Source organism: Kitasatospora sp. MBT66 (genome assembly GCF_000710405.2).
GTDB lineage: Bacteria > Actinomycetota > Actinomycetes > Streptomycetales > Streptomycetaceae > Kitasatospora > Kitasatospora purpeofusca.
In genome coordinates this window covers 165,544-180,224 of record NZ_JAIY01000004.1, presented here as the reverse complement: position 1 = coordinate 180,224, position 14,681 = coordinate 165,544, and the positions used below count along the sequence as shown (strand labels likewise).

The window sequence follows — 14,681 nt, the reverse complement described above, 5'->3', positions numbered from 1 at the left end:
GCTGACCTTGCGTCAGCCCGCCAGTAAGGTGGGGTCGTTCACCGGCTCGGTGGGGGGTTGTTGGGTGCGGCCGTACTTCTTCTTCAGCTACGCGCGGCGGGACCACCTGGCCGGGGGCGCCTTCGTCGACCAGTTCTTCACCGACCTGCGGGACGAACTGGCGCGGATCGAGCCCGAGGCCGGTCCGGGCGAACTCGCCTACCGGGACACCGAACGGCTCCGGATCGGCGACGACTGGGAGCGGCAGCTCTCCCGGATGCTCGGCGCCAGCCGCACCATGGTCGCCCTCTACTCGCCCGCCTACTTCTCCAGCCCCTACTGCGGCAAGGAGTGGACCGCCTTCGACCACCGGACGCGGCGCCACGAGGAGCAGACCGGGGAGAGCGTCCCGGCCCTCATCCCCGTCCTGTGGGAGCCGCCGCCCGAGGACCTGCCCGCCGAGGTCCGGCGGATCCAGTACATCCAGCACGACTTCGGCGCCGAGTACGCCACCGGCGGGCTGCGCCACCTGCTGCGGACCGACCCGCAGGGCACCGCGTACCGCAAGGTGGTGCGGGTGATCGCCGAACGGATCCGGGAGGCCGCCTCCTGGCGGGTCGCCGAGCTGCGGGACCTCGACCTCGGGCAGGTGGAGGGCTGCTTCCCGGTGGAGGAGGTCGCCCCGGTCGCCGTCCGCAGCAGCCTGGTCCGGCTCTTCGTCGCCGCCCGGCGGGCCGGCGACCCGCCCGCCGTGGTCGGCGGGGCCGGTGCGGTCAACGGCGAGCGGTTCCCGGTGCAGCGCTCCGAGGCGGACAGCGTCCGGGCCGACCGGGCCGCCGCGGGCGGCGGCCCCGCGAACGGCGGTGGCCCCGCGAACGGCGCCCCGGGCGGCCCGGACGGGCCCTACCAGGGCGGCTGGTACGGGGCGCACCCCCGCGACTGGGCGCCCTACCACCCGCCCCGGCTGCCCTCGTTGGCGGTCCAGGCCCAGCAGGTGATCACCCGGGCCGGGCACAGCACCAGCCTGGAGACGGTCGGCCCGGACCTCGCCGACGCGCTCGACCGGGCGCGGGAGAACAACGAGGTCAGCGTCCTGTTGGTGGACCCCTGGGCGGCCGGCGCCGAGCCCTTCCGGCAGGCGCTGCGCGACTTCGACCGGCAGAACCACCCGGTCACCGCCGTCCTGCTGCCCGACAGCACCGACGACCCGCCGGCCGGTCCGGCGCGCGCCCGGCTCTGGGAGGGGGTGCGCGAGGTGTTCGCGCGCACCTGGTTGCACCGGTCCGGGCCCGAGCCGCTCTTTCGCATCCACATCCGGCGGGAACGATTCGAGCGTGAGCTGCTCTCGACCGTGACCGTCGCCCAGAACCGCCTGCTCGACCAGCTGGACGACGACCCGGTCGCCGCCCGGGCCCAGTTCGGGCTCGGTCCGGACCCTCGACCGATGCCCGGCCTCACCATCCCGGCCTGGCCGCCCGTTCCGCCGGAGCCGCCCGTCTCCCCGGGCCCGCCCCTCCCGCGCCCGGGGAACGCCCCCGGACCGGGGGCGGGCTCCGGTGCGGGGGCCGGCGCCGGAGCCGCGCCGGGGCCGAGGGGCGCCCTGCGCGAGGAGACCGTGCCCCTGACCAACCGGGCGCCCAGTGAAGGAGAAGCGGACCGATGAGCGTTGAGCACGCCGCCCTCGCGGACCACGGGTCCGCGGCCCTCGCGACCCCCGGCACCGGCACGGTCGTCACCTTCTACTCCTTCAAGGGCGGCACCGGCCGCACCATGGCGCTCGCCAACCTGGGCTGGATCCTGGCCAGTCAGGGCCTGCGGGTGCTCGTGGTGGACTGGGACCTGGAGGCCCCGGGCCTGCACCGCTACTACCACCCGCTGCTGGTCGACCCCGAACTCCACGGCACCGACGGGCTGATCGACATGCTCCGGGCCTACGTCGACGAGGCGCTGCCCGGCCCGGACCGCCGCGGCCCCGGCCCCGACCCCCGGGAGTGGCTGGCCGTGCCCGGCCGGCTGGAGCAGTACCTGTGCGGCCTGGCCCTCGACCTCCCGGACGGCGGCAAGCTCGACCTGATGCCCGCCGGCCGGCAGAACGCCGCCTACTCGGCCGCCGTCACCAGCTTCAACTGGCGCAGCTTCTACACCCGCGCCGACATCCGCGGCGCGGAGTTCCTGTACGCGCTGCGCGAGCAGTGGACCAGCAGCTACGACTACGTGCTGATCGACAGCAGGACCGGGGTCAGCGACACCTCGGGCATCTGCACCGTGCTGATGCCCGACACCGTCGTCGACTGCTTCACCCTCGGCGCCCAGAGCATCCGCGGCGGCGTCGACGCGGCCCGCGCCATCGTCGACGCCGACGAGCGCGAGATCCGGGTGCTGCCCGTCCCGATGCGGGTCGAGGACGCCGAACGCGCCGGACTCGCGGCCGGGCGGGACCTCGCCCACGACGCCTTCGACCCCTACCTGGAGCGCTGGCTGAGCCCCGAGCGGCGGGCCGACTACTGGCGCGACGTCGAGGTGCCGTACAAGCCGTTCTACGCCTACGAGGAGGTGCCGGCCACCATCGTCGACCGGCCGCAGCAGGGCCGCAGCCTGCTCGCCGCCTTCGAACGGCTGGCCGCCTGGCTCACCGACGGCCGGGTCACCTCCCTGCGCCCGCTGCCCGACCTGGCCCGCCGCCGCCTGTACGCCGCCTACCTGCGCACCGGCCGCACCCGCTCCCGCCAGGTGCACGTGAGCTACGCCCCCAAGGACCGGGTGTGGGCCGAGTGGATCTCCGAGACCCTGCGCGGCTTCGGCTACCTGGTCAGCCTGCACAGCGCCGCCGTCCCGCTCGACCCCGGCCCGGCGCACGGCGGCGCGCTGCCCGAGGCCGCCGGACCGCTGGACGGCGACGGCCGGCTGCTCGCCCTGCTCACCCCCGAGTACACCGCCCTGCCGCGCGCCCGGGAGATCTGGCGCCGACTCACCGGCCAGACGCCGGTCGGCGACTCCGGCGGCCTGCTCGCGGTGCGGATCGGCGGCGCGGAGGGCATGGAGCCGCCGCAGTTCGCCGGACAGCGGGCCCTGGACCTCGCGCTCGGCTCCGCGGAGCAGGCCGAGGCCCAGCTGTTCGAGCTGATCGGCCCGGCGCCCGGGGCCGGGCGCTGGATGGAGACCGGCGGGACCGGCGAGACCGCCGTGCCGCACCCGGCCCGGTTCCCCGACGGCCGGCCCTCGGTCCAGGAACTGCCGCCCCGGCTGCCCACCTTCACCGGCCGGATGCGCCTGCTGGAGGCCGTCCGCGACGGCTTCACGGCCGACAGCGACGCCGCGCCCGTCCAGGTGCTCTACGGCATCGGCGGGGTCGGCAAGTCCCAGGCCGCGATCGAGTACGCGCACCGCTTCGCGGCCGGCTACGACGTGCTGTGGTGGGTCCCGGCCCAGCAGCCCGCGGTGATCCCGCAGAAGCTCGCCGAACTCGCCCCCGGCCTCGGCCTGCAGACGGACGGCGACGTCACCAGGACGGCCCGCGCCGTCCTCGACGCGCTCGCCAGCGGCCGGCCGTACCACCGCTGGCTGCTGCTCTTCGACAACGCCGAGGACCCGGAACTGCTGGACCCCTGGCTGCCCGCCGCCGGACCGGGCGGCCACGTCCTGGTCACCTCCCGCGACCGGCGCTGGGCCCGCCGCCCGGGCCGCACCGAGGTCGAGGTGTTCGACCGGGCGGAGAGCGTCGAACTCGTCCGGCACTTCAACACCGGGGTCGAGCGGGCCGACGCCGAGCGGATCGCCGAACTCCTCGGCGACCTGCCGCTCGCCGTCGGCCAGGCCGCCGCCTGGCTCCAGGAGACGCCGATGCCGGCGGCCACGTACGCGGACCTGCTCGACGAGACGCTGACCGACATCCTCGACCGCTCGGTGCGGGGGGCGCCGGTGGCGGTGGCGGCGGAGGAGGAGGTCGAGCACGGCTCCGCCGAGGAGGCGGCCGTCGAGAGCGCCGCCGTCCCGGTCGCCACGGCCGCCACCTGGCGGATCGCCGGCTCCGACCTGCGCCGGATCAACGCCCCGGCCGCCCGGTTGTTGGAGGTCTGCGGCTTCCTCGGCCCGGAGGCCATCCCGATCTCGATGCTGTACAGCCCGCCGGTGGTCGAGGCGATCGGGCTGTCGGGCCCGGGCATCTCCGACCAGCGGCTCGCGGTCGGCGAGATCCTGCGGACCGTCAACCAGTACAACCTCGCCCGCTACGACCACGCGGCCGGAACGCTGGTCGTGCACCGGATCGTCCAGGCCCTGCTGCGCGAGCAGGTCGGGGAGGCCGACCGGCCGCGGGTCCGCGCCGCGGCGCACCGCGCGCTGGCCCTCGCCGACCCCGGTGACCCGGACGCGCCGCACAACTGGCCCCGGTACGGCGAACTGCTGGCCCATCTCTGGCCGTCCGGCGCGGTCGGGTCCACCGACCCGGCGGTCCGGCAGTGGATCGTCAACTCGGTCCGCTACCTGTGGCGGCGCAGCCTCCACGACGCCGGCCGGGAGCTGGCCGAACGCGTCCTCGCCCAGTGGCGGGAGATCGGACCGCAGAGTGTCGAGGCCGATGTCAGGGTCCAGTTGCTGCGCGTCCAGCTCGGCAACATCCTGCGCAGTCAGGGGCTGGTCCGGGAGGCGTACGAGACCGACCGGGACGCCTTCGACCGGCTGACGGCGCTGGTGGGGCGGGAACACCCGGACACCTTCCCGGCGGCCACCAGCCTCGGCGGGGACCTCCGGCACCTGGGCCGCTACCAGGAGGCCCGGGAGCTGGACGAGGTGACGCTCGCCGCCGCGCGCCGGGTGCTCGGGTCGGACCACCCGCGCACCCTGATGATCGAGAACAACCTCGCCGTCTCCATCATGCTGTCCGGCAACTTCGCCAAGGCGCTGGCCGTTCACGAGGTGCTCTACCACCGGAAGCTGGAGGTGTTCGGCAAGCGCAGCCCGCTCACCATCCTCGACGGGCTGCTCCGGGGACACCTGCTGCGCGAGGTGGGGCGACCGGTGGAGGCGCTGGCGCAGTTGGAGAAGACCGTCCGTCGGAGCCGGGACGTGCTCGGCGAGGAGCACGACGACACTCTGAGGGCGAGGCGCTACCGCAGTGCCACCCTGCGCCGACTGGGCCGGCTGCCGGAGGCCCTGGTGGAGGCCGAGGACGTCCACCGGCAGCTGTACGGGCGCTACGGGCCCGACCACCCCGGCACCGCCGGTGTCGCCGGAACCCTCGCGGCGGTGCTCGGCGCGCTCGGGGACGGTCAGCAGGCCGTCGTGCTCGCCGACGAGTCGCACCGGTACCACCGCGAGCACCTCGGCGACGGGCATCCGATGGAGCGCCTGGCGGCGGGCAACCTCGCCGTGGCGCTCCGCCGGGCCGGTCGGAACGACGAGGCACGGCCGTTGGCCGGCGAGGTGGCGGACGACCTGCTGCGGCTGCTCGGCGACCGGCATCCGTGGGTCGCGGTCGCCCGGTTGAACCGGGCCAACGACGCTGCCGTCGCGGGTGCTTACGGCGAGGCGGCGGCCCTCAGCGCGGATGCCGGCCGGATCCTGGTCGAGCGGTTCGGTCCGGACCACCCGGACAGCCTCGCCGCCTTCGCGAACCTCGCCCTGGCGCTCGCCGCCTCCGGCGATCCCGAGGGCGGGGCGCTGGGACCGCGGACCCTGGCCCGGGCACGTGGGGTGTCGTACCTGGGGGACAACCACCCGCTCACCGAGTCGATCCGGGTGAAGGAGTGGCTGGACACATCGATCGAGCTGCCGCCGGCGTGACGGCCGGCGGGTCACCGAGGAAGAGGAATTGACGATGCATTCGACCGTGGAGACCGAGGCGGCGCCCGAGCGGACCGAGGAGCGCGGCTCCGGGCAGCGCCCTGGTCTCGCCGAGCTGGCGGGGCTGGACGCGGGTGAGCTGGCGAGGCGTCTGGAGCTGGCCCTGCCCGGGGCCGGGGCCCGTCTGGTCTCTCCGTTCAACTCTGCGATCTGATCGCCAGGATTAGTCGGCTCCAGCTGTTGGAAACGTGCCGTCATGACGTTTCCTCCGCCGCCGATCACGCAGTTCGTCCTGAAGGTCCACAGTCGGTGCGACCTCGCCTGTGACCACTGCTACGTGTACGAGCACGCCGACACCGGCTGGCGGTCCAGACCGCGGGTCGTCGGGGACGCCGTGCTGGCGCGGGTCGCGGAGCGGATCGGGGAGCACGCGGCCGCGCACGGGCTGACCGCTGTCGGGGTCGTCCTGCACGGGGGTGAACCGCTGCTGGCCGGGCCGGAGGTGTTCCGGCGGGCGGCCGGGCTGCTGCGGGCGGCGTTGCCCGAGGTGTGCGAGCTCGACCTGCGGGTGCACACCAACGGGGTCCGGCTGGACGCGGCGTACTGCGAGCTGTTCGACGAGCTGGGCATCCGGGTCGGCATCTCGCTGGACGGGGACCGGGCCGCCAACGACCGGCACCGCCGGTTCGCGAACGGGCGGTCCAGCCATCCGCAGGTGCTGCGGGCCGTCGGGCTGCTGCGCGAACCGCGGTTCCGGCACCTGTACGGGGGGCTGCTCTGCACCGTCGACGTGGCGAACGACCCGGTGGCCGTCTTTCGGGCGCTCGCCGAACTGGAGCCCCCGGCGGTGGACTTCCTGCTTCCGCACGCCACCTGGGAGCACCCGCCGGAACGCCCGCCCGGTGCGGGCGCGACGCCGTACGCGGACTGGCTGCTGACCGTGCACGAGCGGTGGGAGGCGGACGGCCGCCCGTTCGCCGTCCGGACCTTCGACTCGGTGCACCGGACGCTGTCGGGGCTGCCCGGCCTGAGCGAGGCGCTGGGGCTGGAGCCGGTGGACCTGGTGGTGCTGGAGACGGACGGGACGTACGAGCAGGCGGACAGCCTGAAGACGGCCTACGACGGCGCGCCCGGGACGGGGATGGACGTCTTCCGGCACAGCCTCGACGAGGTGGCCGGGCACCCGGGCATGGCGGCGCGGCAGTCGGGCCTGGACGGGCTGAGCTCGGAGTGCCGGGCCTGCCCGGTGGTGCGGTCCTGCGGGGGCGGGCTGTACGCGCACCGGTACCGGGAGGGGTCGTTCGACCGTCCTTCGGTGTACTGCGCGGACCTGCGGGCGCTGATCGACGGCCTGGCGGCCCGCGCGGGGGCTGTCCGGCGGCCGGCCGCGCCGCCGGTGGATCTCGCCGGGCCGGGGCTCACGGACGAGCAACTGGACGAACTGTCACTCGGGTTGGGCGGTCCGGAGACGGTCCGTGCGCTGGCCCGGTCCCAACTGGCTCTCACTCGCACGATGCTGGCCGCTGTGCACGGCTCCTCGGGGCTGGCGCGCTCGGAGGCGTGGGAGCTGCTGGCGGAGCTGGACGCCGTCGAACCGGCGGCGGTGGACGCGGTGTTCGCCCATCCCTACGTCCGGGCGTGGGCCGCGCGGCGGCTGAGCGGCGACCCGGGGGCGGGCCTCGGCACACTGGCCGAGCTGGCGGCGGCCGCGGCGGTGCGGGCGGGGCGTGGGGACAGCGTGGTGGTGCCGGTCCGGGACGGGGTGCTGCACCTGCCGACGCTGGGGCGGCTGCTGCTGGGCGGGGGCGTGCGGGAGGCGCTCGTCACGGGCGGTCGGACGGGATGGACGGCGCGCACCGATGACGGTGCGGTCGCCGGTTCGGGTGACCCGCGCTGGCAGCCGATCCGGAGGGTCGGGAGGGGTATTGCGCTGGAGGACCTGGACCCGCAGCGGGCGGTGCACCGGTGGCCGGTGGAGGAGCGGTTGGCCGCCGCCGAGTACCTGCGCTGGGACGGGGACCTCGGGGCGGCGGCCGACCTGCTCGATCGGGATCTACCGGAGTACGCCGCCGGTCTGTGGGCCGGTCTGACTACGGTCACGCCGTTGCAGCGGCGATCGGACGGGCGCGACGTCAGCTCGGCCGCCCGCCAGGCCTTCGGCGCGGTCGCGATCGCGCGGCCGGGCAGCGCGGAGACGCTGGCGTTGCTGCTGGTGCACGAGTTCCAGCACGTGAAGCTGGGCGCGGTGCTGGACCGGGAGGAGCTGTACGACCGGGGGGACACGAGGGTGTTCGAGGCGTTCGGCCTGACGCCGAGGCCGATCGGCTCGCTGTTCCAGGCGGTGTACGCGCACCTCGCGGTGACGGCATTCTGGGGCACCCGCGCGCATGGGGGGACGGGGTCGGCCCGCGCCAGATTCGCCCATTGGCGCGCCCTGACCGACGAAGCCGTGGATCTGCTGGCCGACAGCGGCGCGCTGACGCCGTTGGGGAAGCGATTCGCTGATGGTGCAAGGGCGTCGGTCGATCCCTGGCTGCGTACTGCCGTGGGATGAGCGGTGGTTCGGTTCTGCTCCCGCGCCCGCGCGGGAGCAGAACCGGGAAGCATCACTCAGGCGGTGAAGTGGTCGAACTCGCCGGCCTTGGCACCTTGGAGCCAGGCGGAGAGCTTGGCCTTGGTGGTGGTGATGGCTATGGCGGGGTCGTCGGACTCGCGGATGTAGACGTATTCGCCGTCCGACGCGATCTCGACGCAGTCGGTGTTCTCCCCGCTGAAGGTCGATTTCTGCCAGTTGAGTTGCTCCACGGCTACCTCCCCAGGAGTTTGTAACGGATGTGTTGGATCATGCCCAACGAGTCACGAAAGGCAGGAGACGGCCCAGGTGCGCTGGGATTCAGGGGCGGGAGGGCCATGCCCTTGATCCGGTCGAACTTCCGTCGGAACGTGGCTACTCCCTCAGGATCTCCCAGGAAGGACGAGCCGTGCGGGTTCTCGACAAGAACGGTGTCCAGCCGGGCTTGTGTGCCGTGCATCACCATGAACGCCGTGTCGGTCGATGCGTAGACCGTGCAGTCGAACGGCAGGATCTGGATCGTCACATGAGGAAGATGAGCCATCTCGACCAGGTGATTCAGCTGGTCTCGCATGACAGCCGGACCGCCGTACATCATGCGTAGGGCCGCTTCATGGATCACCGCGTGGAAGGGAGTGGCGTTCTCCGCCGTGATCACTTGCTGGCGTCGGCGGCGGAACTCGACCTTCTTCTCGGCGTACTCGTGCATCACTTCGGTGTAGGCCTTGGTCTGTAGCAGCCCGGGAATCAGGTGGGTTTGGTAGCTGCTGAACGACTTGGCGGCGTCTTCGAACTCGGCCAGATCTATGGCGTCCGACACGACGTACGGCCGATATTCACTCCACCAGCCTCGACCGCTGCTCTGACACATGGCGGCCATACCGGCTCGGTAGTCGGGGTCGGTCATGTCGCAGACATCGAGCCATACGTGCAACCGTTCGATGTTGAGGCTCAGGCGTCCGGCCTCGGTATGGCTGACCGCCGGACCCTTCATTCCCATCAGCTCGCCGATCTCGGGCCCGGACATGCCGGCGCCCTCTCGCAGGCGGCGAAGTTCTTCGCCGAACCGGCGTTGACGCTCACTGACTACACCCCTGAGTCCCACGCTCGTCACCTCTCGTCCGGACGGATGGCCACTCACAGTCAGTGTATGGCCGCCTGCGGAGAGTGTTGCAAAAATGGCCCAACTTCAATTACAGTCGTGGAAGCCACGCATTCCATGGGTTGTCAGCAGCGCTCTACCCAAAGGCAGTTGGTGCCGAAGTGCCCGGTCGCCCAAGGCGTGCCCCCTCACACTCGCAGGGAGATTCCCCGTGTGTAACCCCAACCTCAACTCCCCCTCCCTCACCCTTGCCCGGCAGTCGTTGCGCGACGCCATGCTGCGCGCCGGGTGGGACGATGCGCGCATCTTCGACGCCGAGCTCGCTCTCGCGGAGCTGATCGTCAACGCCTGGCGGCACGGCCGTACCGCCTCCCCCGTGGTCCTGATCGCCATCCTCGACCGCACCCTTCGCGTCTCGGTCGGCGACGAGAGTCACGACCTCCCCGAGCAGCGACGATCCCCCGTGCTCGGCGAACTCGCCGAGTGCGGGCGGGGGCTCCAGCTCGTCGAGGGCCTCACCCAGCGCTGGGGCGCCGATCCCCAGAAGAGAGGCAAGCTCGTCTGGTTCGAGCTGGACTCCGCCGCGTGACCGTCGTCGTCGCACTCCTTCTCCTCGCCTCGGCGCTGGTCGGGGCGGTCTGCGAGCTGCTGACGCGATCGCTCCGGGAGCGGGTCGACCGGGCGGGCAGCACGGGTCGATCGGTGAGTGCCATCTATGGCACCCAAGCCCTCGCCCGGGTCGGGTGGGGGCCCACCGCGTAAACTCCGGGCCTGTGAACGAGCAGCCGCAGGTCCTGGTCACCCGCCGTCTCGCGCCCGGTGTCGTCGAGCGCCTCTCCGCGCAGCTCCCGGCCGCGCTGCACGACTCCGAACTGCCGATGAGCCGCGAGAACCTGCTCGAAGCCGTGCGCGGCCGCCGGGCGCTGATCACCACCCTGGACGAGCGGGTGGACGCCGAACTCCTCGACGCGGCCGGTCCCGACCTCGAAATCGTCGCCAACCACGCCGTCGGCTACCACAACGTCGACGTGGCGGCCTGCGCCGACCGCGGCATCACCGTCACCCACACCCCCGGCGTGCTGACCGCCGCCACCGCCGACATGGCGTGGGCCCTGCTCCTCGCCGCCACCCGCCGGCTCGGCGAGGGCGAGCGGCTGCTGCGGTCCGGTGAACCGTGGGCCTGGGCGCCGACCTTCATGCTCGGGCTGGAGCTGACCGGCACCCAGCTGGGCGTGCTCGGCATGGGGCGGATCGGGCAGGCGGTCGCCCGTCGGGCCAAGGGCTTCGACATGTCCGTCCGCTACCACAACCGCAACCCGCTGCCGCCCGAGCAGGCCGACGGTGCCGAGTGGCTGCCGCTGGAGCAACTGCTCTCCACCTCCACCGTCCTGGTGGTCACCTGCCCGCTGAGCGAGGCCACCCGGCACCTGCTGGACGCCTCCCGGCTCGCCCTGCTGCCGCCCGGCGCGGTGGTGGTGTCGATGACGGCCGGGGTCGTCGACGAGGTGGCGCTCGCCGCCGCCCTGGAGTCCGGTGCGCTGTTCGCGGCCGCCGTCGACAACTTCGAGCGCGAGCCGGCGGTCCCGGCCGCCCTGCTCGCCCAGGACCGCGCCGTGCTCGCCCCGCACCTGGGCAGCGCCACCGTCCGCACCCGCCAGGCGATGGGCAACCTGGCCGTCGACAACGTGCTCGCCGTCCTCGCCGGGAAGGACCCGGTCACCCCCGTCGCGAGGTAGCCGGCAGCGGGGGTGCCCCGGCCGACGAGCCGGGGCGCACCCTCATGAGCCCGCGCGTCGGGCGATCAGTGCCTCCAGCCCGTCCAGGATGCGCTCGACCCCGAAGGTCAGGGCCTGGTCCCGCTCCTCGGTCGGCGCGGTCATCGCGGCCAGGGTGGCCGGGTAGTCGTCGCCGTGCTCCCGCAGCACTCCGGCGAGGGCCGCGACGAGCCGGGCCTCGGCCTCCGTCCCGCTCGCCCGCGACTGCTGGGCGATGCCGCGGACGTGGCTGGTCAGCAGCACGACGGCGTCGAGCCGCTCGCCGCCGGTGAGGCCCTTGCCGTCCAGTGCGGCCAGGGCCCGTTCCACCCACGACAGTTCCCGCGGGCCCATCAGGCGCGCGCCCACGGTCGTCTCCAGGAGCCAGGGGTGCTGCGCGAAGGCCCGGAACAGGGCCGCGGACCAGGCGGTGAGGTCCGTGCGCCAGTCGCCGCCCGTGAGGTCCGGCGGGTCCTCGACCGCGCGGTCCGTCATCAGTGCGACGAGCTCCGCCTTGCCCGGCACGTACCGGTAGAGCGACATCTTCGTCTTGCCGAGCAGCTCGGCGACGCGCTGCATCGACAGGGCGGCCAGGCCCTCCGCGTCCGCGACCTCGATGCCGGCCCGGGCGATGCCGTCCAGGCTCAGCGCGGGTTTGGGGCCCCGCCTGGGCCGGGCCTGCGGACCCCAGAGCAGCCGTGCCAGTTCGTCCGCCATCGCTTCTCCCGCCCGCCCTCAGGCTTGCCACATCCCAAAACTGTGTCTACCGTACACAACAACAAACAGCGTCCAACGGACACAGTTTTGATCGAGGGGTGGACTCCATGGGCACCAAGGTCCTGATCTCCGGAGCCGGCATCGCCGGGCCGGCGCTGGCACTCTGGCTCGGCCGGTACGGCTTCGAGGTGACGGTGGCCGAGGCGGCCCCGCACCTGCGCGGCGGCGGCCAGGCCGTGGACTTCCGCGGCACCACCCACCTGACCGTGCTGGAGCGCATGGGCGTGCTCGACGACCTCCGCCGGATCCGCACCGGCGGCAGCCCGATGCGCTTCGTCGACGAGCGCGGGCGGACCAGGCTGCAGCTGCCCTCCGAGTTCGCCGGCGGCGACGTGGAGGTCCTGCGGGGCGACCTCGTCCGTGTCCTGTTCGAGCACAGCCGCCAGTTCACCGACTACCGCTTCGGCGAGTCCGTCAGCGAGCTCCGCCAGGACGCCGACGGGGTCCACGTCCGCTTCCGCAGCGGTGAGGCCCGCACCTTCGACCTCGTCGTCGGGGCCGACGGCCTGCACTCCAACGTCCGCCGGCTCGCCCACGGGCCTGAGGAGCGCTACGTCACCCACCTCGGCCACTACGCCGCCGGCTGGTCGCTGCCCAACTACCTGGGCATCGGCCCGGGGGAGGGCTCCGTCGGCCTCAACGTGCCCGGGCGGCTCGCCGCCGTCGGCACCAGTCACCGGGACCCGGGGACGGCCGGGGCCTTCTTCGTCTTCTCCTCGCCCGCGCTGACCTACGACCGCCACGACCAGGAGCAGCAGAAGGCGATCGTCGCCGGGGCCTTCGCCGGAACGGGCTGGGAGGTGCCGCGGCTCCTGGCGTCCCTGGCCGAGGCCGACGACCTGTACTTCGACTCCATCAGCCGCGCCGACGTCCCGAACTGGTCCACCGGGCGCGTCTCCCTCGTCGGTGACGCCGCCTGCGGCGCCACCATCGGCGGCATGGGCACCGGCACCGCGATCGTCGCCGCGTACGTCCTCGCCGGTGAACTGGCCGCGGCCGCCGGGGACCACACCACCGCCTTCGCCCGCTACGAGGGCCTCCTGCGCGGATACGCCCGGGGCTGCCAGAAGGGCGGCGACCGCGCGGGCAGGTTCCTGGCTCCCGGCGCCGTCGGGCTGCGGCTGCGCAACTGGTCGCTGAGCCGCCCCCGCATCCTCGACTGGATGATCGAGGAGGGCCGGAAGGCGACCCACCTCGACCTGCCGGACTACCGCTGCTTCGAGACCGGGCCGGACCGGATCGGTGCGCGCGCCCGGACGGGAAGTTGACCTCGCGTCGGTGCGGCGGAGGGCCCGGTCGGGGTGATCGCGAGCGGCAGCGGTCCCCGACCGGGCCCGGCTCAGGGGAGGACCAGCTGCTGGACGACGACGGCCGTGGACAGGGTCAGGTTGACGGTGATCAGTGCCCACAGGGATCGCCTCGTGCAGATCCCGCTCCGCCGGGTCAGGATCACGTAGGCGGCAACGACGAGGTCGAGGACGGCGAGGACCGCCACGAGGGTCCGCAGGGCGCTCGTCGTCGCGTCGGCTGTCGCCAGCGCGACCGCGAGCCCTGCGGGGTGGTGGAGGTGGGCGTGCACGGGTACTCCATCGGAACGGCGGCGAACGATCGGGGGATCGCCGGATCCGGTTTCCGGCAGGCCGAAACTCTGCCAGGCGGAATGATCACGCCGGGGTGGAATTCGCGGCAGGAACCTGCACATCCGCCTTGCAGGAACTCCGCGGCCCCGCCCGGCTCACCCCGGGCCGGCCTCAGTACTCCCGGTCGCCCGCGCCGTTGACCTCTCGGCGGGCCTGCCAGGTGGTGTGCTCGCGGGAGACGGCGTCCTCGGCATCGCGGGAGAAGCGGGCCCAGAGCTCCTCGGCGTCGGGGGAGTCGATGTCGAGGTGGGCGAGCTGGGCGCGGATCTGGGCCAGTTCGTCGGCGGCCAGGCCGTACGCGGCGGCGAGCGGGCGGTACTGGCGCAGCTGGGCCCAGGCGGTGACGGAGGCGGCCACGGCGGAGACGGCGCCGAGCGCGTCGAAGGAGAAGAGCCCCAGCGCGCGCAGCACGGCGAGCACCAGGCCGAGCAGCGGCAGTACTACGCCCGCCACCCCGGTCCAGAAGCCGGCCCGGGCGCAGTAGCGGGACTTGGAGCGGTACCAGTCCTGCTGCACCTGGATCCGTTCGCGCAGGTAGACGTCCCGGCGCAGGGCCAGCGGCTGTTCGCGCAGGGTGCGCATCGCGGGGGTGATCTGGCTCTCGGCGGGCCGGCCGGCCAGGCCGGGGCCGACCGCGCGGCTGTCCCGGAAGGCGTGCAGCACCCGGCCGAGCTGGAGGCCGTAGAGGCCCTCGGCGTCCGGCAGCGGCCGGGGCGGCGGCTGGACGGCGTCGGCCCGGACGGCGAACTTCCAGGCCAGGGTCTTCACCGACTCGGCGGCGGCCCGGCCCTCGTACCAGAGGCCCTGCGGGTTCTGCCGGCTGGTGACGGCGGAGAGGCCGATCGCGCCGAGGTAGGCGACGGCGGCGAGCCAGGCCCACGGTCGGCCGTCGGCGGAGCCGGCCGTGGCGGCCGCGACCAGCAGCAGCAGTTCGGCGGCGGAGAGCCGGACGGCCCGGTGCTGCCCCTGCTGGGAGGCCGAGTCGGCCGCCCAGAACAGCTCCGGCATCAGCTCGCGCTCCCGCACCACCCGGTCCGCCCCGCCCGTGCCCGACGTCATCCCGTCCCCCCGCTCGC

The 14,681-nt window shown here is 73.6% G+C and carries 12 protein-coding genes; 7 read left to right on the top strand and 5 right to left on the bottom strand.

The window, feature by feature from the left end:
* Positions 1–64 precede the first annotated feature (64 nt).
* From BI06_RS07540 to BI06_RS07525, 4 genes are read left to right on the top strand one after another with little or no spacing between them, the layout of a single operon-like run.
* Positions 65–1,642 (top strand): TIR-like protein FxsC, encoded by a 1,578-nt coding sequence (locus BI06_RS07540; protein WP_051740437.1) that lies wholly within the window; start codon positions 65–67, stop codon positions 1,640–1,642.
* Positions 1,639–5,760: an FxSxx-COOH system tetratricopeptide repeat protein gene (gene fxsT / locus BI06_RS07535; RefSeq protein ID WP_051740434.1), complete on the top strand. Its 4,122-nt coding sequence runs from the start codon at positions 1,639–1,641 to the stop codon at positions 5,758–5,760. The genes BI06_RS07540 and fxsT overlap by 4 nt, the downstream gene beginning before the upstream one ends.
* Positions 5,761–5,794: 34 nt before the next feature.
* Positions 5,795–5,974: a hypothetical protein gene (locus tag BI06_RS07530; RefSeq protein WP_043466639.1), complete on the top strand. Its 180-nt coding sequence runs from the start codon at positions 5,795–5,797 to the stop codon at positions 5,972–5,974.
* Between the two features lie 42 nt (positions 5,975–6,016).
* On the top strand, positions 6,017–8,314 hold the full coding sequence (locus tag BI06_RS07525; protein WP_043466636.1) for an FxsB family cyclophane-forming radical SAM/SPASM peptide maturase: 2,298 nt from the start codon (positions 6,017–6,019) through the stop codon (positions 8,312–8,314).
* Between the two features lie 56 nt (positions 8,315–8,370).
* Here the strand turns inward: BI06_RS07525 and BI06_RS07520 are convergent, their stop codons facing one another.
* Together BI06_RS07520 and BI06_RS07515 are read right to left on the bottom strand one after the other, a co-directional pair.
* Positions 8,371–8,565, bottom strand: a complete 195-nt coding sequence (locus BI06_RS07520) for a DUF397 domain-containing protein (RefSeq protein ID WP_043466634.1) — start codon at positions 8,563–8,565, stop codon at positions 8,371–8,373.
* Positions 8,566–8,567: 2 nt separating this feature from the next.
* Positions 8,568–9,437, bottom strand: a complete 870-nt coding sequence (locus BI06_RS07515; RefSeq protein ID WP_043467343.1) for a helix-turn-helix transcriptional regulator — start codon at positions 9,435–9,437, stop codon at positions 8,568–8,570.
* A gap of 208 nt (positions 9,438–9,645) precedes the next feature.
* On the opposite strand from BI06_RS07515, the gene BI06_RS07510 reads away from it, so the two are divergent.
* Positions 9,646–10,023 carry an ATP-binding protein gene (locus BI06_RS07510; protein WP_055731115.1) on the top strand — a complete coding sequence of 126 codons (378 nt, stop codon included), beginning with the start codon at positions 9,646–9,648 and terminating at the stop codon, positions 10,021–10,023.
* 184 nt (positions 10,024–10,207) lie between these two features.
* The gene (locus BI06_RS07505; protein ID WP_043466631.1) at positions 10,208–11,170 is read left to right on the top strand and encodes a D-glycerate dehydrogenase; all 963 of its coding nucleotides are present in this window, start codon (positions 10,208–10,210) and stop codon (positions 11,168–11,170) included.
* A gap of 42 nt (positions 11,171–11,212) precedes the next feature.
* On the opposite strand, the gene BI06_RS07500 is transcribed toward BI06_RS07505, so the two are convergent.
* Entirely contained in the window at positions 11,213–11,905 is a 693-nt protein-coding gene (locus BI06_RS07500; RefSeq protein WP_030393562.1) for a TetR/AcrR family transcriptional regulator, read from the bottom strand.
* A gap of 107 nt (positions 11,906–12,012) precedes the next feature.
* Here BI06_RS07500 and BI06_RS07495 point away from each other — a divergent pair, with 107 nt between their 5' ends.
* The gene (locus tag BI06_RS07495) at positions 12,013–13,233 is read left to right on the top strand and encodes an FAD-dependent monooxygenase (protein WP_043466628.1); all 1,221 of its coding nucleotides are present in this window, start codon (positions 12,013–12,015) and stop codon (positions 13,231–13,233) included.
* Between the two features lie 71 nt (positions 13,234–13,304).
* On the opposite strand, the gene BI06_RS07490 is transcribed toward BI06_RS07495, so the two are convergent.
* Together BI06_RS07490 and BI06_RS07485 are read right to left on the bottom strand one after the other, a co-directional pair.
* Positions 13,305–13,544 carry a hypothetical protein gene (locus BI06_RS07490; RefSeq protein WP_030393560.1) on the bottom strand — a complete coding sequence of 80 codons (240 nt, stop codon included), beginning with the start codon at positions 13,542–13,544 and terminating at the stop codon, positions 13,305–13,307.
* 172 nt (positions 13,545–13,716) lie between these two features.
* Positions 13,717–14,664: a DUF4231 domain-containing protein gene (locus tag BI06_RS07485; protein WP_043466625.1), complete on the bottom strand. Its 948-nt coding sequence runs from the start codon at positions 14,662–14,664 to the stop codon at positions 13,717–13,719.
* Positions 14,665–14,681 lie beyond the last annotated feature (17 nt).

Coding starts and splice junctions, on each gene's coding strand:
- fxsT (WP_051740434.1), top strand. CDS start 1,639: ATGAGCGTTGAGCACGCCGCCCTCGCGGACCACGGGTCCGCGGCCCTC.
- BI06_RS07530 (WP_043466639.1), top strand. CDS start 5,795: ATGCATTCGACCGTGGAGACCGAGGCGGCGCCCGAGCGGACCGAGGAG.
- BI06_RS07525 (WP_043466636.1), top strand. CDS start 6,017: ATGACGTTTCCTCCGCCGCCGATCACGCAGTTCGTCCTGAAGGTCCAC.
- BI06_RS07500 (WP_030393562.1), bottom strand. CDS start 11,905: ATGGCGGACGAACTGGCACGGCTGCTCTGGGGTCCGCAGGCCCGGCCC.
- BI06_RS07495 (WP_043466628.1), top strand. CDS start 12,013: ATGGGCACCAAGGTCCTGATCTCCGGAGCCGGCATCGCCGGGCCGGCG.
- BI06_RS07485 (WP_043466625.1), bottom strand. CDS start 14,664: ATGACGTCGGGCACGGGCGGGGCGGACCGGGTGGTGCGGGAGCGCGAG.